At 38.3% G+C, this 23,188-nt stretch carries 20 protein-coding genes and 1 pseudogene; 6 read left to right on the top strand and 15 right to left on the bottom strand.

The window, feature by feature from the left end; translation table 11 throughout:
• Window positions 1–20: 20 nt before the first annotated feature.
• The 4 genes from MKY49_RS07430 to MKY49_RS07415 all read right to left on the bottom strand — a co-directional run bounded on the left by MKY49_RS07430 (window position 21) and on the right by MKY49_RS07415 (window position 3,366).
• Complete coding sequence (locus tag MKY49_RS07430) at window positions 21–227, bottom strand: hypothetical protein (protein ID WP_341385880.1); 207 nt, start codon at window positions 225–227, stop codon at window positions 21–23.
• Between the two features lie 108 nt (window positions 228–335).
• Window positions 336–2,606, bottom strand: a complete 2,271-nt coding sequence (locus MKY49_RS07425) for a DEAD/DEAH box helicase (RefSeq protein WP_341385879.1) — start codon at window positions 2,604–2,606, stop codon at window positions 336–338.
• Complete coding sequence (locus MKY49_RS07420; RefSeq protein WP_396631736.1) at window positions 2,581–2,958, bottom strand: YppE family protein; 378 nt, start codon at window positions 2,956–2,958, stop codon at window positions 2,581–2,583. Before MKY49_RS07420 ends, MKY49_RS07425 begins: the two co-directional genes overlap by 26 nt.
• A gap of 213 nt (window positions 2,959–3,171) precedes the next feature.
• A complete protein-coding gene (locus tag MKY49_RS07415; RefSeq protein ID WP_274796463.1) occupies window positions 3,172–3,366 on the bottom strand; it encodes an endonuclease in 195 nt (64 codons plus the stop codon).
• A 380-nt stretch (window positions 3,367–3,746) separates the two neighbouring features.
• Between MKY49_RS07415 and recU the strand changes: the two genes are divergently transcribed.
• Together recU and MKY49_RS07405 are read left to right on the top strand one after the other, a co-directional pair.
• Entirely contained in the window at window positions 3,747–4,391 is a 645-nt protein-coding gene (recU, locus tag MKY49_RS07410) for a Holliday junction resolvase RecU (RefSeq protein ID WP_274796462.1), read from the top strand.
• 2 nt (window positions 4,392–4,393) lie between these two features.
• Entirely contained in the window at window positions 4,394–7,060 is a 2,667-nt protein-coding gene (locus tag MKY49_RS07405; RefSeq protein ID WP_341385878.1) for a PBP1A family penicillin-binding protein, read from the top strand.
• A gap of 154 nt (window positions 7,061–7,214) precedes the next feature.
• Here the strand turns inward: MKY49_RS07405 and MKY49_RS07400 are convergent, their stop codons facing one another.
• From MKY49_RS07400 to MKY49_RS07370, 7 genes are all read right to left on the bottom strand, one after another.
• On the bottom strand, window positions 7,215–7,529 hold the full coding sequence (locus MKY49_RS07400; protein ID WP_274796459.1) for a YpoC family protein: 315 nt from the start codon (window positions 7,527–7,529) through the stop codon (window positions 7,215–7,217).
• Complete coding sequence (nth, locus tag MKY49_RS07395) at window positions 7,526–8,188, bottom strand: endonuclease III (protein ID WP_274796458.1); 663 nt, start codon at window positions 8,186–8,188, stop codon at window positions 7,526–7,528. Before nth ends, MKY49_RS07400 begins: the two co-directional genes overlap by 4 nt.
• A 12-nt stretch (window positions 8,189–8,200) precedes the next feature.
• A complete protein-coding gene (locus tag MKY49_RS07390) occupies window positions 8,201–8,932 on the bottom strand; it encodes a DnaD domain-containing protein (RefSeq protein ID WP_312505528.1) in 732 nt (243 codons plus the stop codon).
• Window positions 8,933–9,009: 77 nt separating this feature from the next.
• Window positions 9,010–10,305, bottom strand: a complete 1,296-nt coding sequence (gene asnS / locus MKY49_RS07385) for an asparagine--tRNA ligase (RefSeq protein ID WP_274796456.1) — start codon at window positions 10,303–10,305, stop codon at window positions 9,010–9,012.
• Between the two features lie 28 nt (window positions 10,306–10,333).
• The gene (locus MKY49_RS07380; RefSeq protein WP_274796455.1) at window positions 10,334–11,527 is read right to left on the bottom strand and encodes a pyridoxal phosphate-dependent aminotransferase; all 1,194 of its coding nucleotides are present in this window, start codon (window positions 11,525–11,527) and stop codon (window positions 10,334–10,336) included.
• Window positions 11,528–11,543: 16 nt separating this feature from the next.
• A complete protein-coding gene (locus MKY49_RS07375; protein ID WP_016994292.1) occupies window positions 11,544–12,026 on the bottom strand; it encodes a cell wall elongation regulator TseB-like domain-containing protein in 483 nt (160 codons plus the stop codon).
• A gap of 408 nt (window positions 12,027–12,434) precedes the next feature.
• Window positions 12,435–13,859 carry a tetratricopeptide repeat-containing diguanylate cyclase gene (locus tag MKY49_RS07370; RefSeq protein ID WP_341385877.1) on the bottom strand — a complete coding sequence of 475 codons (1,425 nt, stop codon included), beginning with the start codon at window positions 13,857–13,859 and terminating at the stop codon, window positions 12,435–12,437.
• A gap of 319 nt (window positions 13,860–14,178) precedes the next feature.
• Here MKY49_RS07370 and MKY49_RS07365 point away from each other — a divergent pair, with 319 nt between their 5' ends.
• The 3 genes and pseudogenes from MKY49_RS07365 (at window position 14,179) to MKY49_RS07355 (ending at window position 16,810) form a co-directional block, all read left to right on the top strand.
• Window positions 14,179–16,044 carry a multicopper oxidase family protein gene (locus MKY49_RS07365; RefSeq protein ID WP_341386916.1) on the top strand — a complete coding sequence of 622 codons (1,866 nt, stop codon included), beginning with the start codon at window positions 14,179–14,181 and terminating at the stop codon, window positions 16,042–16,044.
• 242 nt (window positions 16,045–16,286) lie between these two features.
• A pseudogene (locus tag MKY49_RS07360) lies at window positions 16,287–16,418 on the top strand (tyrosine-type recombinase/integrase); the annotation flags it as partial.
• 50 nt (window positions 16,419–16,468) lie between these two features.
• Complete coding sequence (locus MKY49_RS07355) at window positions 16,469–16,810, top strand: histidine kinase (protein WP_341385876.1); 342 nt, start codon at window positions 16,469–16,471, stop codon at window positions 16,808–16,810.
• Window positions 16,811–17,367: 557 nt separating this feature from the next.
• On the opposite strand, the gene MKY49_RS07350 is transcribed toward MKY49_RS07355, so the two are convergent.
• The 4 genes from MKY49_RS07350 to MKY49_RS07335 all read right to left on the bottom strand — a co-directional run bounded on the left by MKY49_RS07350 (window position 17,368) and on the right by MKY49_RS07335 (window position 21,843).
• The gene (locus MKY49_RS07350) at window positions 17,368–18,177 is read right to left on the bottom strand and encodes an endonuclease I family protein (protein WP_274796452.1); all 810 of its coding nucleotides are present in this window, start codon (window positions 18,175–18,177) and stop codon (window positions 17,368–17,370) included.
• Window positions 18,177–19,139: a S8 family peptidase gene (locus MKY49_RS07345; protein WP_274796451.1), complete on the bottom strand. Its 963-nt coding sequence runs from the start codon at window positions 19,137–19,139 to the stop codon at window positions 18,177–18,179. The genes MKY49_RS07350 and MKY49_RS07345 overlap by 1 nt, the downstream gene beginning before the upstream one ends.
• Window positions 19,140–19,511: 372 nt before the next feature.
• Window positions 19,512–20,720, bottom strand: a complete 1,209-nt coding sequence (locus MKY49_RS07340) for an MFS transporter (protein WP_341386915.1) — start codon at window positions 20,718–20,720, stop codon at window positions 19,512–19,514.
• A 244-nt stretch (window positions 20,721–20,964) separates the two neighbouring features.
• Complete coding sequence (locus tag MKY49_RS07335) at window positions 20,965–21,843, bottom strand: LysR family transcriptional regulator (RefSeq protein ID WP_274796450.1); 879 nt, start codon at window positions 21,841–21,843, stop codon at window positions 20,965–20,967.
• A gap of 132 nt (window positions 21,844–21,975) precedes the next feature.
• Here MKY49_RS07335 and MKY49_RS07330 point away from each other — a divergent pair, with 132 nt between their 5' ends.
• Window positions 21,976–23,178: an MFS transporter gene (locus tag MKY49_RS07330; RefSeq protein WP_341385875.1), complete on the top strand. Its 1,203-nt coding sequence runs from the start codon at window positions 21,976–21,978 to the stop codon at window positions 23,176–23,178.
• The last annotated feature ends 10 nt before the right edge of the window (window positions 23,179–23,188 follow it).

Below are 23,188 nucleotides of genomic sequence, written 5' to 3'. Positions count from 1 at the left end.
GTAGGAGTTAGCTCGTGATTCTAAACATCCTTATCCTTTTTCCAATCATAGGAAGTTTTAGACCAATTAAAAAGTAATAGGGCAAAGAGCAGCACGATCATACTAATAATCATAATGGATAAGCTTTCCTTCCATTTCACTTCGTCATTTGAAATATATTGAAAACCTGTTCTAAGTAGAAAATAAATGATGGGGTAAAAGAAATAATGTAACTGATTCTTTTTCATATGCTCTGCTCATCCTCTCTTACTCTTTCCTCCAGTAAAACCCGTAGCATGGCGGCACAAAAATGGAAGAAGGCTTAGGGAACTGTCATCCCTTAAGCCTTCTATATTTTACTTTTGAGTTAATAGCCGAAGTAGTACTACTACCCTCTTCTTCCCTTCTTGCAAACTGTCTTGTGCACCAATGCATGATGGACAGCCAGACTCACAAGGACAACTTGAAACATGCTCTAATGTTTTGATTATAAGATCTTCCCATAAGTCATAAACCTTTTCACTTAAACCAATACCACCAGGATACTTATCATAAATGAAAAATGTTGGCAATTCATTATGTGAAGCTTTTACTTGTGGTACGACAGCTACATCGCTACTGTCGCACTGAATAAATATTGGAATAAAGGCATTCATCGCATAAGCTGCTCCAGTCATCGCGTCCGTTAATTCTGCTTCGGACCATTGATCTACTTTGTTGAACGATAACCAAGACGAGCTTGTATGCATTTCATCTGGCGGTAGATGAATAGGTCCAGACCCGATATTGTCATGTGTGCCGAAGCGGATTTTCTTGAAAATCGTTGCCTGTGCCACTAAGCCAACATCGCCAAAACCAATCGTACCACCTCCATAATGACGACTACGATCCTCCTCTAGCACCTTCATCTCAACTGCTAAATTAGCATCTGTATAATAATCTACATCTACTTCACGGACATAGGCTTTCTTTTCTTCCCAATCAAGTTTCTCTACTTGAAATTGAATACCTTGATGCAGGTATATAGCTTCTTCGTGTAACAGGGTCATCGCACTATGACGATCCATTTCACCAATCACCTTTGTTTGGGCAGGAATGGACAGATCAATTATGACCACATTTTCCTGGGACGCTGAGCGCAAGCTTATATCGTGCGCGGGGAAACGGTCACTCATCCAATGCCACTTATCACTCGTCTTAAAGACAACCCCTTCTTCCGCTAAATAATCCAATAAATCCTGGATGTCATATTCTCCATACATATCGCCTGTTGAAAAAGGTAGCTCGAAGGCCGCACATTTTAAATGATCCATTAAAATCAACATATTTTCTGGATAGATACGCGCTTCCTCTGGCGTACTCCCTAGTAAAAACAACGGATGATTCACCACATACTGGTCTAATGCGGAAGATTGGGCAACATAAATAATCAATGCCTCATCCTGACGTCTTCCTGCACGTCCTGCTTGTTGCCAAGCACTCGCAATATTTCCCGGGTAACCGGTCATAATACACGCTTGTAATTGGCCGATATCCACGCCTAATTCTAATGCATTAGTGCTAACTACCGTTTGGATTGTGCCATCACGCAGGCCTTTTTCAATGACGCGGCGCTCAGATGGCAAGTATCCCCCTCGATAACCACGCACAGATTCATCAAGCAGCTTGTTTCGTGTAAGTTCCTTTAAATAGGTCACAATCATCTCAACACGCACCCGACTTTTAGCAAAAATGATCGATTGAATGCCAGCAACATAAAGTCTTTTAGCTAAATCACTGACCTCTAAAACGGCACTCCTACGCACCCCAAACGTTTTATGAATAATAGGTGGGTTGTAAAAAAGGAAGGTTTTTTTGCCAACTGGTGCACCCGAATCAGCAATGAGCGTATGTGGTTCATTCGTCAGCAGCTCTGCAAGCTCCTTAGGATTTTTTATAGTAGCAGACGTACAAATGAACACAGGGTTACTGCCATAAAATTCACAAATACGCTTTAATCTACGAATAACATGTGCCACATGTGAACCAAATACCCCTTTGTAGGTATGCAGCTCATCAATTACGATATATTGTAAATTTTCAAAGAGGGATACCCATTTCGTATGGTGTGGCAATATACCTGAATGAAGCATATCAGGGTTTGTCATAACAATGTGCCCTGCCTTGCGAACCTTTTGACGAATGCCTGGAGCCGTATCTCCATCATACGTATAACTCAATATCTCCTCACCACTTAGCTCGATAAGGTCATTTAGGTCATTTTTTTGATCTTGCGCTAATGCCTTTGTCGGAAATAAATAAATGGCACGCGCGTTTGGATCTTCCAATATTTTTTGCAACACTGGTAGATGATAGCAATACGATTTACCAGATGCAGTTGGTGTAACCGCAGTAAACGATGTACCACACTGCGCCAAATCAAAAGCCTCTCTTTGATGGGTGTAAAGTTGCTCAATGCCTCTTGCCTGCAATGCCTTCACTAATGAAGGGTGTAAATTTTCCGGGAAAGGTGCATATTTGGCAGGTCGACCCTCCAATGTTTGCCAATGAAGAATACGCTCTTTTAATTCTTCATCATATCTCCACTCTTGTAAAAGCTCACTAATCGTTCGTTTCTTCGTTAGCATCCGTTTCTCCCTCCCTTACCAATCGTTCAAAGATTTTTAATGTATAGGAGGTAGAATGAATCGCATCTAAAAAACGTTTTTTACTTGTTTCTTTATAAAAAGACTGCACAACAAATTGCTCCATCGATTCTACCGCTGAAGCAATTTGTTGAGTATGCATATATTTCGGTCGATTTTGTTCAATCCATTTATTTGCTTCTTGCTGCCATTCCTTCAACAGCTGGTGAATTTTATCAGCGTGTGGTTTCACCTCTTGAAAAAAATCTGGCGTCCGGTCTTCTTCACGCATTTGCCAGAACCTTGATACACAATGTTCACATTCATCTATTAATTGGGCCGTTTGCTGAATCACTAACAATTTTGCACCTCATCTCTCATCAATCACGTAAGCAAATATATTTCGTAGTCATTGCATATATATGGTGAGTATGTCTTGTCCATCAAATCAACTACGGAAATATCACTGCATTGACACCATTCACCGTACTTTTGTGGTAAAAATTGTATCAATTTTAATGCTATAGCGATAGTTCAATTGCTTATGAGATAAGTGTACCAAAGTCTATCATTTTTCACTACTAGTAGGCGAACAAGCATTCTTTACTTGCCAGTTCTTTTCTGCTAAGCTTACTTTCTGGCTAACCGCTTTAAGCTGCATAAAAAAGTGCAAACTCTGTGCATTGTTTTCCAGGGACACTCTTGTGAAAAGTAATTGATTGACCAGATCTAACTGCGCAACTAATTGTTTTAACTTGTTCAAAATAACGCCTCCTTTGCTTTAACTTTAGTATTCCTCGAATGTATAGAATTACCTTCAAGGGTGACAAAATAAGCGTAAGTTAGCTGAAAGAAGAAGATTTTCGATAAATTTTTAATAGTGAACCTTCAACCTAAAAAAGCGTCATGAATGAAGGGTCTGAATGTGAAAAGATTTCAACCCGATTTCGTGTTTCATTTTATCAGTTATTTTGACGATTCGAGTAATAAAGGAGCTGGCGAATTTTCGACGCAATTTGTTCTTCATTATCTTTCGTTATCTACTATTCTAGTAGCGGCAACATAATAAATGGAAGTAGAGAATAGCTATAAAAACATGGTAAACTAATGATTAGAAATGCAGTATGGTAAAGGGTGAGCTTAATGACAATTCGTTATCCAAACGGGAAATTGTATACCCCCAATGCTTCTGTACAGAAAACAGAAAAAAAAAGTAGAAACAAAGATTTGTCTTTTAGTAATCGTGGAAAGACGCTAGAAGATGAAATTAATGAAGCAAACGACTATTATATAAAAAGGCGACTTGCTATCATTCATAAGAAACCTGTTCCTGTGCAAATCGTCAAAGTAGAGTATCCTTCGAGAAGTGCTGCTGTTATTCGAGAAGCATACTTTCGAACACCTTCCACAACCGACTACAATGGTGTTTGGAATGGGCATTATATTGATTTTGATGCAAAGGAAACTGCTTCCAAAACGAGTTTCCCCTTAAAAAATATTCATGAGCATCAAATGACCCATATGCAGCAAGTGACGGAACAAAATGGTGTGGCTTTTATAATCGTTCGCTTTTCTGCTTTTGAACGTTATTTTATTGTGCCATATGAAGTTTTACAAAAGGCCTGGCAAGCAATGGAGAATGGCAGTCGGAAATCGATACCCTTTTCAATGATTGAAGAAGAGGCATATGAAATTCCCACGACTTATTATCCACGTATCGATTATTTGCCCATCATCCAACGATTGATCGATGCGAAATGCTGCGGGTTTGAAAGTGAGGAGAAATAAGAATGACTGAACGTCGTCGAACACGTGGAGAGCATCAAAAAGCTCTCGCTGAAAAAAATAAAAAGAAAAAGAATAAACCAACTTCATCCGCTAAGACATGGTTTAAACGTATTTTCTTAGCGATCTTAGCTATCGGTGTGGCAGGCTTCATAGGAGGAGCTGGGTTATTTGCCTACTATGCTAGCACAGCACCAGAGCTTGATGAGGAATTATTAAAGGACCCTGTTTCTTCAGAGTTCTACGATAAAAACGGTGAACTATTCGCAACAATCGGTGCAGAAAACCGTAAATATATAAAATATGAAGATATACCAGAAGATATGGTTAACGCTATTCTAGCAACGGAAGATGTACGCTTTTTCGAGCATCACGGGATGGATTTTTATCGTTTAGGTGGTGCTATTCTTGCCAACTTCCGTGATGGCTTCGGTGCTCAAGGTGCATCTACCCTAACACAGCAAGTTGTGAAAAACTCTTTTTTACAAAATGAGAAAAAATTAAAGCGTAAAGCACAGGAAGCATGGCTAGCCTTTCAGTTAGAGCGTAAATATTCAAAAGAAGAAATTTTTGAAATGTACTTCAATAAAATGCTCATGTCAGGTCGTATTTATGGCTTCGGAACAGCAGCACAATATTTCTATGGGAAAGAATTAAAAGATTTAACATTAGATGAAGAAGCCTTATTAGCAGGGTTAGTACAACGACCTAATGCTTATAATCCATTAAAAAATCCTGAGCTTGCAAAAAAACGTCGTAACACAGTTTTAGGATTAATGTATCAACATGGAAAAATAACTAAAGCTGAAATGGAAGAAGCAAAGAAAGTGGAAGTTCAAGCAGGTCTTGCTGATGATGCAACACGTCAATCATTTGCTGGTTCCAAATATGATGCCTTCCTAGATGTCGTGATTAATGAATTGGAAGAAAACGGCGATGGAACGGCGATGGCAGAAGGGATTAAAGTTTACACAACACTTGATCCAGATGCCCAAAAGGTTGTAGAAAATGTCATGAACGATGACAGTAATTTCCCTACTGAAGAAATTCAGTCTGGTGTTGCGGTTATCGATACAAAAACGGGTGCGATTCAAGCCGTTGGTGGTGGTCGCCATTACGGTGCTGAACGTGGCTGGAACTACGCAGACGACCTGAAAAAAAATCAACCAGGTTCTACAATGAAACCATTAGTTGACTATGGTCCAGCTATCGAATATTTAAATTGGTCTACAGGTCAAACACTTGTCGATGAGCCAATGAATTACACAGGTACAAAACAAACTATCACAAACTGGGATGGCCGATATATGGGTGCCATGACTGCTCGTAAAGCTTTATATGCTTCACGAAACGTTCCTGCTGTCAAAGCATTACAAGAGGTTGGCACTGAAAAGGCCAAGGAATTTGTAGGAAATTTAGGCATTAAAACAGATGATCTTTATGAATCGGATGCAATTGGTGGAGGAGCTATTACAATCTCCCCTATCCAAATGGCAGCTTCTTATGCAGCTTTCGGTAATAACGGGGTCTACACGGATCCACATGCGATTTCAAAAATTGTCTATCGTGATGGCAAAACATCTAAAAACTACACACCTGAATCTAAAGTTGCTATGAGCGATTATACTGCTTATATGGTAACGGATATGCTGCGTGATGTAGTGGGCAATAAACCAGATGCATCTGGTACTGCTGCCAATGTACCTGGCTTAGATATTGCAGGTAAAACAGGTACAACAAACTACTCTGCAGAAGATTTCAATAAATATAACTTACCGAATACAAGTGTGCCTGATTCATGGTTTGCTGGTTATACAACAAACTATTCCATTGCGATATGGAGTGGGTATGAAAAACATTTTGATCCAATTACAACATGGGAAGAACGTCGATTACCACAAAATTTATTTAAGTCGATAATGCAAGAAATTTCAGCTAATGTTGAAACAGCAAGCTTTAAAAAACCTAATTCGGTTGTAGAAGCAACGATTGAAGTAGGCTCTAAACCACTAAAATTAGCAAGTGATTACACTCCTAGTGAATTGCGTCAAACAGAGCTATTTGTACGTGGAACTGAACCAAAAGAGGTGTCGACTGTCTATGAAGCACCAGAATTATCAACACCTTATAATGTTTCGGCAAGCTTAGATTTAGAAGCACAGTCCATTAATATTTCTTGGGAACATGATGCTATCGTAGATCCAGAAACGGACGAACCATTACCAACTTCATTTGAAGTCACTGCTACACGTGATGACGGTCAAACGTTTGCTCTAGGCACAACTGAGAGCAAAGGGTTAACCGTTGGCAATACGCTAGAGGATGGAAATTACACAATCTCTGTCGTAGCCATTATGGACGGCACACGTAGTGAACCTGGTACAACTACTTTCCAAATCACAAGCACGTCTGAAGAAGATTTAGAAACGAAAGAACCAGATGAGCCAGAAATTGATTTACCAATAGATCCTGGGCAAGAAGACAATGGTAATAACAATGGCAATGGTGAAAATGGCAATAATGGTAATGGCAATAACCATAATAATAATGGTAATGGGCAAGGTAATAATGGCAACGGAGGAGACCCTGGCAATAATAATGATGGCAATCTACAGCCGACGACTCCAACCGAACCTACCAACCCAACTGAAGAAGATCAAAGCACAGAATAAACGAAAAAACCGAGAAGCACATGATGCTGCTTCTCGGTTTTTTATATGAGCGGATATAGAGGCTATCTGTCAGATTTAACGCGCTATCCTTCACTTTTTTCGCTCTATCCTTCACTTCATGTCTTTTATCCACTTCCTGCACTTATCAATAACCCTAGCTTTTACTAGCTTGAATTCGCAAGCGTGCTGTCCGCTTTTTTGTCTCCTTAAATAACTCATCTAGCTGACGATAACATGCATATTGACCAGGCTTCGCTTTGATAAAGGCTAGTCGTTCTACGCCATTAATCGGTAACACTTCATCCCCTGCAGCATGTACAAGTTGTTCAAACAACTCAATTGCTTCCTCCATTAACTGCTTAGCCATGCCGCTTCTTGTATCATGAGCTGTATGGATCGTCGATTGCAGAGTTGTCCACTTGGTAAACCATGCATCTACTTTATCTTTTGCGATGGCCTCACTATTCATGCTTCCTTCACCAAGCCCTTCTTCAAACGTTTTTGCCCTTCCCGACAATCACTGAGTAAAGGACAGGTATGGCATCCTGGATTTTGAGCCTTACAATGGTAACGCCCAAAGAAAATTAACTGGTGATGTGTTTTGGACCATTTATCCATTGGCGTTTTTTTCATAATCGTTTCTTCTACTTCTAGTACTGAATCTTTCCATCGACATAGGCCAAGACGTTTGGACACACGCTCGACATGGGTATCCACTGCAAGTGCTGGAATATCAAAGGCCACTGAAAGCACCACATTGGCGGTTTTTCGTCCTACACCAGGCAATGTTACCAGTGCTTCTCGTGTTGCAGGTATTTCACCACCATACTCATCCAACAAACGTTGGCATAAAGCCTGAATATTCTTCGCTTTATTGCGATAGAGACCAATAGAGCGAATATCCTGCTGCAATTCCTCTAACGATACAGCTAAGTAATCTTCTGGCGTTTTATATTTTTGAAATAATGTTTTTGTCACCTTATTGACTAGTACATCTGTACATTGGGCAGATAATAATGTCGCAATAGTCAGCTCAAAGGCATTGTCATGTACAAGCTCACAATGTGCATCGGGAAACATTCGATCCATTTCATCTAGACAATGCTCCCACTGTTTTTTCGTTAACAAACCGGATGCCCCCTATTCTCTTTCTTCTAACCAATTGTAAAATGGTACTTTATTGGTCGATTGTGTTGATTCTTGTTGTACTGTTCGAGCTGGTGCTCTGTTAAATGTCTGCTTCTCACGGAACTGCTCACTTTGCTTTTGAGCAGCTTGAGGTGTCGTTATATTTTTCTTTTTCCACTCTAATAAAATGCGATCAATATAACGAATACTCAGCTTCCCAGCAAAAACAGCCTCCTTTAGGGCCTCTTTAATGAGTGCTGGACTATGCTTGTCCTCATCAAGCCAACATCCTATTTTTTCAAGCTCTAAAGGAGATAAAAGGCGTCCCATTTCCTCTTCAAATAGACGAAAAATCTCTCCTTCTTCCTGACGAAGTGTCGCTGCAGACGTTTGCTGCTCTTTCATATCGATTATCTGCACAATTCGCTCCCAAAGTGGATATACAGAATATTTTTCATATAAACGACCACTCGTATCCACATCTCTCGTAATTTCGAGGAAGCCTTTTTGCATTAATCGTTGTAAATGCTTCGTAATATCATTGTCAGGCATCGTGAGACGATTCTTTAGATCATTAGGTGTTGGGAAATCATTCCCTTCCATATGAAAGGCTAGTAAGTGCATGACAAGGAGCGCCTCCTCATCCTCCATATTTAACTCCTTATAAAACTGAAAAAAAAGCTGAGGAATTGGAATCATTCTCTGCTCAGTCCATGTACGGAGTCGATGATTATTTACGTTCATGTTTCTCCAGACTCCTTCTTTAAGTAAGTAGAAAAGCCGCGTAGATAGTTCACTACGCGACTTTTAAATTGATTAGCTTATGGATATAAGCGGTTCAGTAAACGTGGGAATGGAATTGTTTCACGAATATGCTCTGTGCCAGAAATCCATGCTACAGTTCGCTCTAATCCAAGTCCGAAGCCTGAATGCGGAACAGAACCTTGTTTACGAAGTTCTAAATACCATGCATAGGCATCTAATGATAGGTTATGTTCCTCTAGGCGAGATTTTAATAAATCATAGTCATGGATACGCTCAGAACCACCAATAATTTCACCGTAACCCTCTGGTGCAATTAAATCAGCACATAATACAACATCATCACGGTCTGGGTGTGGTTGCATATAGAATGGTTTAATACCTACAGGGTAACACGTAATAAATACTGGTTTGTCAAACGAATTGGCAATTGCTGTTTCGTGTGGCGCACCAAAATCATCGCCCCACTCAATATCGTCAAAGCCTTGTTCGTGTAGAAGCTTAATAGCATCATCATAAGAAATACGAGGGAATGGCGCTTGGATGTTTTCAAGCTTCGATGTATCACGGCCTAATCGCTCTAAATCTAATTTGCAGTTTGCCAGAACAGACTGTACGATATGCGCTACATATTGCTCTTGTACTTCTAAATTCTCTTCAAATTCCACGAATGCCATCTCCGGCTCGATCATCCAGAACTCGATTAAATGACGACGTGTTTTAGATTTTTCAGCACGGAATGTTGGACCGAATGAGAATACTTTCCCTAATGCCATTGCAGCCGCTTCCATGTAAAGTTGACCAGATTGAGATAGATACGCATCTTCATCAAAATATTTAGTATGGAATAGCTCTGAAGTACCTTCAGGCGAAGATCCTGTTAAAATTGGTGGATCCATTTTTGTAAAACCATTGTTGTTGAAAAATTCGTATGTTGCACGAATAATTTCGTTACGAATTTTCATTATGGCATGCTGTTTACGAGAACGTAGCCATAAATGACGGTTATCCATTAAAAATTCTGGGCCATGTTCTTTTGGTGTAATTGGGAAATCTGTTGCTGCATGTAGTACTTCAATTCCTGTTACAGCAAGTTCACAGCCAAAGCTTGAACGTTCGTCTGCTTTAACCTCACCAATAACATACATAGAAGTTTCTTGCGTTATCCCTTTTGCCGTTGCAAAAATTTCTTCGCCTACTTCTTCTTTCACTACAACGCCCTGCACGAAGCCAGAGCCATCACGTAGTTGTAAGAAAGCGATTTTTCCGCTTGAACGTTTGTTAGCTAACCAAGCGCCAATTTTGACTGTTTCACCGATATGCTGAGGCATATCTTTAATCATAATTTTTTTCATAGAAATCCTCCAAAGTCGACTAGAAGGATTAGTCTTGCCATTTTGATTTAACAAATGAATCAATACGGCGGACTGCCTCTTCTAATAAGTCTAAAGATGTAGCATAAGATAATCGCATTGTAGTTGGCGCGCCGAAGCCAGAGCCTGGAATCACTGCTACGTTTGCTTCTGTTAAAATATCCGCAGCAAATGCATCTACTGAATCATAGCCAGTATGAGCCATAGCTTCTGCTACATCTGGTAATAAGTAGAATGCACCCTGTGGTTTTAATACATGGAAGCCAGGAATTGCACTTAACTGTGGATAAATTTTCTCAAGACGAGATTCAAATGCTTGTCGCATTTCTTCTACTGCGTCCTGTGGTCCATTATACGCCTCCACAGTTGCATATTGTGCAGTTGTTGTCGCATTAGATGTTGAGTGTGATGCAAGGTCAGTCATTGCTTTAATAATGTCTGCGTCACCTGCAGCATACCCAATACGCCAGCCTGTCATAGAGTGAGATTTTGCCACACCGTTTACAACGATTGTACGTGCTTTCACTGCATCAGAAAGTTGTGCAATTGAAAAATGCTCAATACCATTGTATACAAGCTTCTCATAAATTTCATCTGACACGATTAAAATATCTTTTTCTTCTGCAACAGCAGCAAGTTCTGCTAGCTCTTCACGAGAATAAATCATGCCTGATGGATTGCTAGGTGAATTGATAATAACTGCTTTCGTTTTATCAGTCACAGCCGCTCTTAGTTGATCCGCTGTAATTTTATAGCTTTGTTCACGTGTACCTTCAACATATACAGGTACACCGCCAGCTAATTTCACTTGTTCTGGATAAGACACCCAATAAGGTATTGGAATAATAACCTCATCGCCCTCGTTTAAAATCACTTGGAATAGCGTATATAAAATATGCTTTGCCCCTACACCAACAATTACTTCGTTTGGTTGATAGGCAAGGTTATTGTCGCGTTGAAGCTTATCAATAATCGCTTTTTTCAGAACTGGTAGTCCGCCAGCAGGTGTATATTTTGTATACCCTTTTTCCATTGAATCAATGGCTGCATTTAAAATGTTTTGAGGTGTATTAAAGTCTGGTTCACCAGCCCCAAGACCAATAACATCAATACCTTGCTCTTTCAATGCTTTTGCTTTTGCAGTAATAGCTAATGTTGAAGATGGTGTTAAAGTTTTTACACGTGTTGCTAATAAATTTTTCATCCGGGATCTACTCCTCTTATAAATTCGTAATGCGCTTCCACCAGTCGCCATCCTTAAACAAAATATAGACATAGTTGAGCTGATCATGGTCGTTTAGATATGTAATTTCCCAAACAGCGCCAGGCTCCTCATAGCCTAATTTCATATGGAGGACTTTTTGGACATTTCCTTCATTTTTAAAAACCGATAATGCTTGCTTTTCCGTAATACCATCTTCTAATAACACTTCCTGAATGGAATCCTCGTCCAGATTCGTCGGAACAAAGACAGCTTTTTTATCACCGTATTCGTCTACCCCGAACACAGTAACATACGAATGTTTGCCATTATATGTGTAGGACTCCGATACAATTGCGAGGGCTTTGGCATCAAGTGCCAGCTGTTCAGCCTGCTCTTCAATTGAACGGAATGGAGCCTCGGCTTTCCAGAGTACTAAAATGCTAATGACAAGTGACAACGAAACAATAAAAACAGAAATGAAAATCAACCAGTTTTTCATCTATTCACCCTATGTTTCACATCAAGCATATTTCGCATAACACATAGCCGATGTTTGCGTGTGTCTATAATTGCGTAACTAATCATTTTGCTTTCCATTTTGTCAACCTGCTTTCTTTCCGCATACCACAACATTATACAACAAATTTGTGCTGTCGTGTTTCTTAATTTCATATATTGTACGTTGCTAGAACAACGTTTTTAAATGATTGGCGCAGTAAATTTCATTCTACATTTTTTCAGGCTTGTTTAAAGAGCTCCTCTTTAAAAATTTGTGCCATTTGCAAAGTTCCGAACATCTCCTTTATTAGAGAGCATCTTTTTTCTCTTCTGTTTCACTTTTGGTGCAAAAGCAACTACTACAACAACATAAAAATTCCTATTCAACAATGAATAGGAATGAGTATGCCTATGATAGCTCGTAAAAAACACAGCTGGCACGGCCATTAGCTTTCGCCTGGTATAAACAGCTATCTGCCTGTTCAAAAAGCTCCTTGTAATGATAATTTTTCTGATCGTTGATACAAGCACCCATACTTACCTTTACAGGGTAGCTTTCTTGTTCTTGCTCCAGCTTCAATGTAAGTAAAAAAGCATGTGTATTTTTGACAAGTGATTTAATATAATCCTTTTGTTGATGTCTCATACAAATGATAAATTCATCTCCACCGTAACGAATTATTTTCACATCTTCGTCCTGTAAAAACTCCTCTAAACCATTTGCTAATAGCTGTAAAATCATATCGCCAAACAAATGACCATGCATGTCATTGAATAGTTTAAAATAATCAATATCTAGCACAGTAATGCACACATAGCATTGCGTAAGTTTGGCTGTATTTAACCACTCCTGTAGCTCAAAATCTAAAAAATGACGATTTAATACGCCTGTTAAAGGATCATAGTGGGCTTTTTTCTCCAGCTTTTCCTTCTGCCGCTTAAATTCCAAATTCATTACTTGTTGTAGTAAATTAGCAACACTCATTTTCTCTGTGAGATCAATGTATTCACGCTGTAATTCAAAGATTTCATCTCGCCAATCCAATTGATACAATACGTTTAATAATAATCGCATTACTTTTTTTGTATTCGGCTTATCTCCATAGGATTTGGCAAGTTCTATAGCCTGTTTGTAATAGGATACTGCTTCATCAAGCTTTTGTTGCTTTTCATATAAAAAACCATAGCCAAACAAAGCCGCTACTTTTTCACGCTTATGGTGATCAATAATGTCAGACGTTAATGAATCGTCAAGCAATGCCTTCCCCGTTTTAAAATCCCCTTCTAAAATATAAACATCTGCTAAATTATTATTAATCCGTATATCGTGCAATTTTGCTAAATCAGGCATTGATTCCGTTAACGACCTATTATACTCCCTCGCCAATAGCCCTGCTTGAAGTGCCTCTGTCGTACAGCCCTTCTCTACCTCTAAATAGCATAAATTATTATGACAACGAACAAGCATAATCGGGTCCTGTAACTCCTGTGCGTAGACAATGGCTTTTTTCGTCATCTCCACTGTTTTTTCACGTATGTCAACCAAGTCATAGATTAATGACATCACTAAATGGTAATGCATTAAATCTTTACTAGAACCATATTTTTGACAAATGGCCTCATAATCATGTATAAGGCTAACCATACTTAAGGTATCGCCTAATGAATGATGAACTAATATTTTTTGAAAGTATAAATCCAATATATACGTATAATTATTGTTCTCTAAAGCTATTAAAAGACCTTGATCTGCTAGTTTTAATGCCTCTGTTAAGTACCCCTTTGCGCGCATTTCCATGATCGTTTTATTTAATTCTTCTAATGTTAATTCCACCGTCTCACCACTTCTCCAAACCCCTATATCATCCAATTTCACTTCTACTTTCTCAATTATAAGGCATATTTATTTGCTTGGTATGTTTTTCAGCAACATACCAACTATTACCTGCGTTTCAAAAATCTCTAGGCATAACAATATATAATCTTATATCGGTTCACCTTCCACCTAAATAATAAGAAAATGCACCGCAGCTAAAATTTTTATGTTTTTACACATTTTTCTCCATTATTGTCCTCGTTACCTATTGTTTTCACCCATATGATGAGATAATGAGCAAATTTAAAGTATTGAAAAGGGACGTGATGTTGTGAGTATGCAAATAAACCCCTCTGATCCAGCAACTATTCCAAAATTTGTAGATGAACTTCCAAAACCTGTCGTAGCTAAACCTAAATATTGTCGAGGGCAACAAAAAAATGATTATTATGAATTGGTCATGATGGAAGGCGAGCACCGTTTCCATAAGCATTTTCCAAAATCTTTAATTTGGGGTTACAATGGGCTTTATCCGGGGCCGACCATTGAAGCTACAAAAGATAAAACCATCTATGTGAAATATAAAAACCAGCTACCCTTACAGCACTTTCTGCCAATAGACTTTACGCTCCACGCTGCCAACGATTCACAAGAGGTAAGAACCGTCACTCACCTACATGGAGCCAATGTGGATTGGGAAAGTGATGGTCATCCAGAGGCGTGGTACACAAGAGACTACCGCCATACTGGACCAAAATTTACTAAAGAAATACATGAATATACTAATCACCAGCCAGGTACTACTATGTGGTACCATGACCATGCAATGGCTTTAACACGTCTAAATGTATATGCAGGCTTAGCAGGCTTTTATTTATTAAGAGATGCACTTGAGGAACGTTCTAATTTACCTTGCGGAGACTATGAATATCCGATTTTAATTCAAGATAAATCATTTAATGAGGATGGCTCCTTGTTTTATCCAGATGAACCACCATTCCCTGTTCCTGTCCATCCCTCCATCACACCTGGCTTTGTTGGCAATACAATCGTTGTCAACGGAAAACTATGGCCCTATTTAGAAGTGGAGCCCCGTAAATATAGATTTCGCTTTCTCAATGGCTCCAATCGTAGGGGCTATGTCATCGGACTTTCAAATGATCAGCCAATGGTTCAAATTGGTACAGACGGCGGATTTTTAAACGCACCCAAGACCATTCAATATGTTGAGCTTCTACCCGCTGAGCGTACAGATATCATTATCGATTTTTCAAGCTGCGAGGGACAGGAAATCACCTTAATGAATGCTGATACCGATTTCAGTGATGAACACACAAATGTCATTATGCTATTTAGAGTTACACTTCCTTTAAAATGTGAGGATACAAGTGAAATTCCAGAAAGACTTGCTGTTTCCATGGATCTTCATCCACACCATGCACATATTGAAAGACAATTGCCACTGACAGCTACAACCGATGAATATGGCCGACCAATGTTATTATTAAATGATCGTATGTACCATGATCCAGCAACAGAAAAACCATCTTTGGATAGTGTGGAAATATGGAACTTTATTAATGCTACACCTTTCATACATCCTATTCACTTACACCTTATCCAATTTAAAATTTTGGAACGAAGACCTTTTGACCTTGAACGCTATCAAAATGAAGGCATCGTAGAATTCACAGGGCCTCCTGAAGAACCACGAGACTATGAGCAAGGTTGGAAGGATACCGTGAAAGCAGATGCTGGTAAGGTCACTAAAATTATTATGCACTGGAAAGATCATATTGGTCATTATATGTGGCATTGTCACTTCCTTGAGCATGAGGACCACGATATGATGCGTCCTATTCTTGTCATGAAGGATGTCCACGCAGTCCAACAACCACATGCAGCAGTTGAACACGCTACCCAACATCAAGAAAAGACTGCTACAGCAAATACAACTAGTACGACAAATGCTACTAACACCACGACAAGTACTACCCATCATAACGATTCTCCCGCACCATTATTAAATTCTACAGAAGCTCGCTTACATGAGGAAAAGAGTGAAGATCCTATAATTGAAGAGGAATCTATTACTGTTCATGTAGGAAAAAATGCACAGCAGCGACCTCCATTGCTCATGCCATCATTTTCAACTCAGTCTAATAGCAATAGGCTACAGCGTCGTAGAACAAGAAGATTTTAATTAACAGGTTCCTTCCAACGAAAACCACCAAGTAATTAAATAGACTAAACTAATAAGAGGATATTATGTTCAATATAAGAGCGTATATTCTCTTTTTTATCCATATTAGATTTGTTATTTAGATATTGAAAATATAGTTTAATATGTATATAATGAACCTTTTTTGGCGGCAATGTATGTAGCCTACAGTTAGTGAAGGCTTTAGACCAAGTAATATTTAATAACTTTGGAGGTTAAGTGCTATTAAGGTCCAAGAGGTTATCTTTGAGAACAACAATAAGAGGTACATATTGCTTAATCAAAAGGGATTTCCAGTAATGCCAGCTATGAAATATTTAAAGTATTTAGACAAAACAGGAAAAAGCCCTAATACTTATAGTTTGACAAATTGTAATTATTAATAAATATAATCTTGATACTTAATATGGCGGAAGGAGAGGAAAATGAAAAAAAAATAATTATCTTTAATCTATTATTTTGTATAGTAGTTATTTTTGTTAATTACAGTTATTTTAATTCTAAATCTCGAAACGCTATCGTATACAACTATGTGGAAAACTATATTGAAATTAACTATGGCATTGGTAGAGAAAATTTAAAATCTGAAGAAATCAATTACCTGAGAGGAATGGGGTTGTTTGAAATAGAAGTTAAAGATATAGAAACTAAAAATTATTACTTTTTTGAAGTGGATATTAGAGATGACTATTCATTATATTATATAAAAGATCTTACTGAGCTTCATCGTAAAAATCAAGCTGATTAAAGAAAGTTTATTTCAACAGGTATCAGCAATATTTTGAGATAGATATAAAGTTTAACAATACAACAATATACCCCGACTTATAAAGCATTCTTGAGAGAGTGCTTTTTTATTATGTTTAAAATTAACTGAATCAATTTCATAAATCATCTTTGTCAAAATTTTAGAAGGCTACTAAATCGATACCTGCATTTTAAGAGAGGAAAAGGAATTGGTATTGTTGAAGATTAGATCACAGAAAATGCTCAAACTTTTTTATAAAAATTAAACAATACTTCACAGAGGAAGCATCCGTTTTCATCAATCTTTTTTCAAAAGGGATTCTTCTTATTAGGGTTTTCGAGGTATTTTGGCTCAAGATGTTTATAAAAAAGACGGTAAACAAAGAAAAGTCCCCAAACAACGGTTTGGGGCTTGTTATCAATTTATAAGTCAGGGCAAAAAAATATGCTTGTGAACGAAGAGTGGATTTAACATGTAGCAATTATACCATTAGTTGCGTTTAATATAAAAAAGCGAACACTAATTCCCTTGTACTTTTATAAGGGAATTAGTGTTTTTTAATTTGTTACGAAATTTTCTGCAATCTCTGGAAAATCAATAAATGGGTTCCGATTGCCTTGAAGTTCATGGATGGCTAAGTTGCGATGCTTTTCATAGATAGATACTGGGAAAGATTGATGCCATTTTAACAATAAAGAGACATTCTCTAGTTCTTTTTTTATAGTGTTTGGATACCGAATTAGGAAATAGAGTGTTGCTCTAGCAACGATTCCTTTCCCGTATTCTGGTTCGAATTTACTTCCTTCAGCTTTGCCGCAGCCATCTTTGATTCCTAAAATTAATCCTTCAGGGACGTAATCGTGGAAATCGTAGTAAGGGTAGTTGCTGCGACTGCTATTGCAGGTCGTTTCGCAGGCGAATAGATGATGCAAGTCTCCTCTCATCGGTTCTTTTTTATCGAACCATGATTGAGGCACTACATGTTCACAGTTTAATAAATCATCCGAAAAGATGCTGATTAACCCTTTTGCCTGCATTTCATGGAGCCGAACGTCCTCATCTATGACAGAAAGTGGATCCATTCTATTTCCAGAATAAAGGCTTTTTAATGAACCGTTTTCCTGCAAATCAACCCAAGGGTACACATAACGGTGCGGGCTGTAGTTTAACTGATCTGTATGTGTTTTTTCAAGCAATGTATGAAGGCTGTCTAAAAGATTAGCATCCGTGAATGAAATGCTCTGATAGTATTGATTTCTGACTTCCTTATCTTTCTTTTCATCATAATAGGGTCGATTTTCCTTATAGTTTAAAAAGTCTGACTTGGCCGTTTCCCATTCACTGTATAACAAATCTAGTTTTTCCATTATATTTTCAACGCCTGTGCAGATAATTTTTGGTTGAACACATCCGATAAGTATTCCTCTGTTGTTAAGTACAGCAATCCGTTGCCTTCGAGTTTTGGCGAGTTTCCTAAAGGAATCGTTCTCTTTATTAATTGTGCATACAGCTCAGCCTCGGTCAGATTTCGCTCAAAGTTTCTGTTGGCACTCTCTTTTATGAGTGCAAGTGCACCGGATATATGCGGTGTTGCCATCGAAGTTCCGCTTAGTTTTGCATAAGTTCCGTTTAAATACGTTGAAAGGATTTCTTCACCAGGGGCTACTATGTCGATTTCATTATTCGAATTTGAAAATTCAGAAGAACTGCGTTGCAGGTTAATGGATCCGACGCTGATGACTTCATTGTAGCAGGCAGGATAGGCCAATTCATTTGAAGAACTCTGTCCATCTCCCTCATTACCAGCAGCACAAACTACTAGAATTTGATTAGTGATTGCATTTTGAATAGCTTGGTGTAACTCAGGTACATCGACAGAACCTCCGAGGCTCATGGAGATGATATCCACCCTTTGTTCAACTGCATAGTTAATACCATTTATGATCCAGTCGTATTGCCCTGATCCACTTTTATCAAGCACTTTTAAAATCAATAAACTTGCTTCAGGTGCAACACCAACTACTCCTGTGCCGTTACTGATTGCAGCAATTGTGCCAGCCACATGGGTTCCATGGCCATTATAATCGGTGTATACATCAGGTTGTCCATCATCATCACGAGTGAAATTCCGTCCGCCGATAATACGCCCACCCAAATCAGGATGGGTCACGTCGCAGCCTGTGTCCAATATCGCAACAGTGATTCCCTTCCCTTTAGAATGCTCCCAAATTTTTGGTGCTGCAATAAGTTCAATACCTTTTGGCACCATTTCGACCACTTCGACCACTTCATTCACTTGATACGGAATTAAATGTAACTTTTGCTCCATTTGTATCCCTCCTGAAAGAATTAAGTTTCAAGTGTATCCTTGGTATTTAATAATAGTTTAACAATTCTGAATTTATATAAACAGTTACAATAGATGGATTTTTATCTAACTATCGGAAATTTTTACAGTGAAAATAGTATTGGTATCTATTAGTCAATCACACATGATAACATCTTAAAGATTGTGAATGTTTGTACTTAAATTAAACTGCGTTAGTATTACAAAACAGGTGCTTATGATGTTCCATAATCAGGCGCGATTGTTGAGCAAGAAGAAAATGGTGATACATATTATATATGACTAATATGTATCACCATTTATATTTTACGACTTTTACAATTTAGGTCTTGATAAAACTAATGGTGGTTTTTTTCATCGTTTAGCCTCTAATCGCCATAATCTATTGGTCAGGAACGCTAACAATAGGACAACCACACATATCATGAGGATTGGTATATAAATATGGCTACGAAAGTCCTCAAATAGGAAGCCATATCCTATTTGCCCAAGAGGAGCCATACATTGTGATACTGCCATCATAATGGCCATAACCTTCCCCATTTTTTCATTTGGCGTTTCCTTTTGGACAAGTGTCATGACGTAGATGGAAATCACCGTCATGATCATCGCGATCACAACAGCACACCCTATAAATAGAATGTATGAAGGATAAAGACCCATTTGTAGCGACGGAGGCAAGACAGCAATAGCCATAGGGATTACGAATAAAGCTGTCACAAACATCCAAATGTATAGGCTGTGTATGCGAAGCTTTGTGGCAAAATAGCCCATTGCTAATGCGCCTAAAATGGTTGCCAAATCTATGCTGCCCATTCCAATTCCATACAATGTATGACCAGTTTCCATTGTGACACGAAGGATTATTGGCACACCCACAATGAATAGAGGTGTAAAAAATAAATTCAATAAAGCGGCTAGTAATATGCATTTTAAAATAAATCTTTGCCTTATGACATAGCTAAACCCTCCTTTCATATCACTGATCAATGTACGTACTAATTGTCCATGATAATCACGCTGCTCAAATGGTATCGTTATAAACATTTCTAAAATAGCTGTTAAGAAAAAAAATAATCCACTCATGATGACAAGAATTTTCAGACCAAGCACCCCATATAAGATGCCCCCTAGTACTGGTGCAGTCACACCAGCTAATGCTTGAACCCCGTTAATGATTCCATTGGCTTGTTCAAGCTTCTGTTCTTCAACCAATAATGGAATACTAGCCATGACAGCAGGTGCGTACATCGCACTAATAAAGGAAAGTAACACAAGGACAAGGCCGATCCCTAACACAGAATAATTATCTGTCAGTAACATACAATAGAAAATTAGAACAATAAAACTACTAATAAAATCATATACAACCATTAAATTGCGTCGGTTAAAACGGTCTGCTATAGCACCACCAAATGGTGTAAATAAAATAGGAAGGCTTGAAATAGCAAAGAGCACAGCGAAAAGATCTGCCCTTCCCGTTAAATCCAAGACAAAAAGTGATAGGGCAAATCTTAGGAGGGCTGAGCCTAAAATAGAAATAATCTGACCAACAACCATCATTAAAAAATCTTGGGAAAAGCCTATTACTTTAACGGATCTGTTCAATTAAAATCACCTCTCACCATTTTAGACCGACAGTCGGTCATTTACGACTGTAAAAAAATGTAGGTACAAGATGAAGAAATGAAAAACTTCTTTCACCTGTCCTACATATATAGACTGACTGTCGGTTTATAATAGTATATGTGAACTCTTCAAAAAAAGGAACTTTTTTCTACAATTTTTTTTAACAGTCGTTTGTGCTTTAGCCCGTAAAATATTCTTTGAGTTGTTCAATAAAAGCTGTCGTTGCTTGACTGACATAGCGATCTATTCGATAAATAATTGATAGGCTACGGCTTGGGGCACCATTCAAGATACGTATACTACATAGATTAGGATCATTCATTTGTTGTATCAAGGGATAAGGTTGCACTGTCACGCCAATATTTTCTCGAACAAGATTCATAATGGAAGTAACAGAACTTGTTTCAAGAATAGTATGCAGCTGAAAACCATGTGTTTTTACAGCATCTTCTACCACTTCTCTCCCAAGAAAACCTTCTGGATACATAACCATCGGAAGCTCCTTTAATTCGGCAATTGTGATTGCAGTTTGCTTCGCCAATGCGTGCTCTTTTGAAACGACTAACACATATTCCTCCCGACATAAAGGAATCATGACCAAACGATCATCCGCCTCTACATTCGTTCCAATTCCAATGTCCACTTCATTTTCAAGAACTTGCCGCATAATATCAATGGATGCTAGTATCTTCAGTTTTACCTTTGGAAATTTTTCATGAAAATCAATAACAAGCTGTGTAATCCGATAGTCTAAATCTGAAGGCATAATTCCAACACTTATTTGCCCACCTTGCAGCTCCTGTAAATCTTTAATAGCATCTTTGACATTTTGTAATGTATTAAGCATTTCTGTAGCATAGCTAAACAAAAGAGAACCAGCCTCTGTCACAACAATTTTTTTACCTATCCGATCAAACAAAGGCATACCCAGTTCATTTTCTAATATGCGTATTTGCTGGCTTAATGTTGGCTGTGATATACCAAGTTTCTCAGCAGCTTTTGTAAAATGTAGCTCCTCACAGACCGCCATAAAATAATGAAGATGACGTATTTCCACAACGACCACATCCTATCATAGTTTATAACTATTATTGTAATAGTAATAATAGTATTGTTCAATCATTCAAATTAGTTTAGACTTCAATTGGGAAATCTATTTATTTATTTGATATAACGGAGTTGAAAGAGAATGAATATAAAACGTACGATTGTGCCGATTATCGCTATAATTTTAGCTTCTTTTAATTTAAGACCGGTCATCACCTCTGTCTCCCCTTTGTTAGGAACGATCCGCGAATCATTAGACATGAGTGCGGCTACCGCTAGTTTGCTAACATCCTTGGCAGTGCTGTGTATGGGCTTATTTGCCCCTTTTGCTATTAAACTTGCCAATCGTTGGAGCATAGAGCGGACCATTGCCTACTCCCTAATTCTTATTGGACTAGCAACAGCTGCCAGATTTTTTGCTTATTCTAGCTGGGTGATGCTTCTAACTGCCTTTTTATCCGGCATCGGTATTGCAATTGTTAGCCCTTTATTATCTGGCTATATTAAAGAGCAATTTTCAAATCCTTCTCGTATAGTTGGTATCTACTCGTTAGCATTAGTGGTAGGAGCTGCATTAGGCTCTGGGCTTACGCTTCCATTAAATAATATGTTTCATTCCTGGCAAGTTGCTACTGCCTCTTGGGCTATTCTCGCTCTCATCGCTATATGTTTTTGGTGGAAGCCAATCGAGCATAAGGAGATTGCTACTCCCAACCAAAATACTTTGGATCGAGACATTTATAGGAAGCACATGTTAACCAATCAAAAGGCTTGGCTTTTAACAGGCTTCTTTGGCATAATGGCCTTCATGTTTTATACCATAATGGCTTGGTTACCACCAATTGCCGAAAATATGGGCTACAATAAACGAGATGCTGGTATGATGCTGACACTATTAACAGTCGCGCAAATGCCGGCAACGTTTTTAGTACCTATTTTAAATAACCGCTTTCAGCATAGAGCTGTATGGCTCCTCGGCTGTTCAGCTTTAGAATTAATTGGTCTATTGATGCTATTGTTTAGTTATAATCCTTGGCTAAGCAGTATTTTAATTGGTCTTGGTGCAGGTGGGCTATTTTCATTAGGTCTAACATTACCAATTGATGAAGCCAAAGATATTCAGGAGGCTAGCTTCTTAGCCGCTATGACACAATCGGTTGGCTTTGTATTTGCTGCACTTGGACCTTTCTTTGTCGGTCTCATACGTGATTTCACAGGCAATTTTACAACTGCCATTATTGGTATGATTATTATGGTCATTGCGATGATGCTCATTCAAATCAAAATTGGCAATCAGAAGAAACCGATTAACCATTCTGTTCACATAAAAAAGACGACTTTCTAGTATGGAAAGG

Source organism: Lysinibacillus sp. FSL M8-0134 (genome assembly GCF_038069745.1).
GTDB lineage: Bacteria > Bacillota > Bacilli > Bacillales_A > Planococcaceae > Lysinibacillus > Lysinibacillus irui.
Note: the sequence above shows the minus strand (reverse complement) of the source record. Positions and strands in the feature narration are given on the sequence as shown.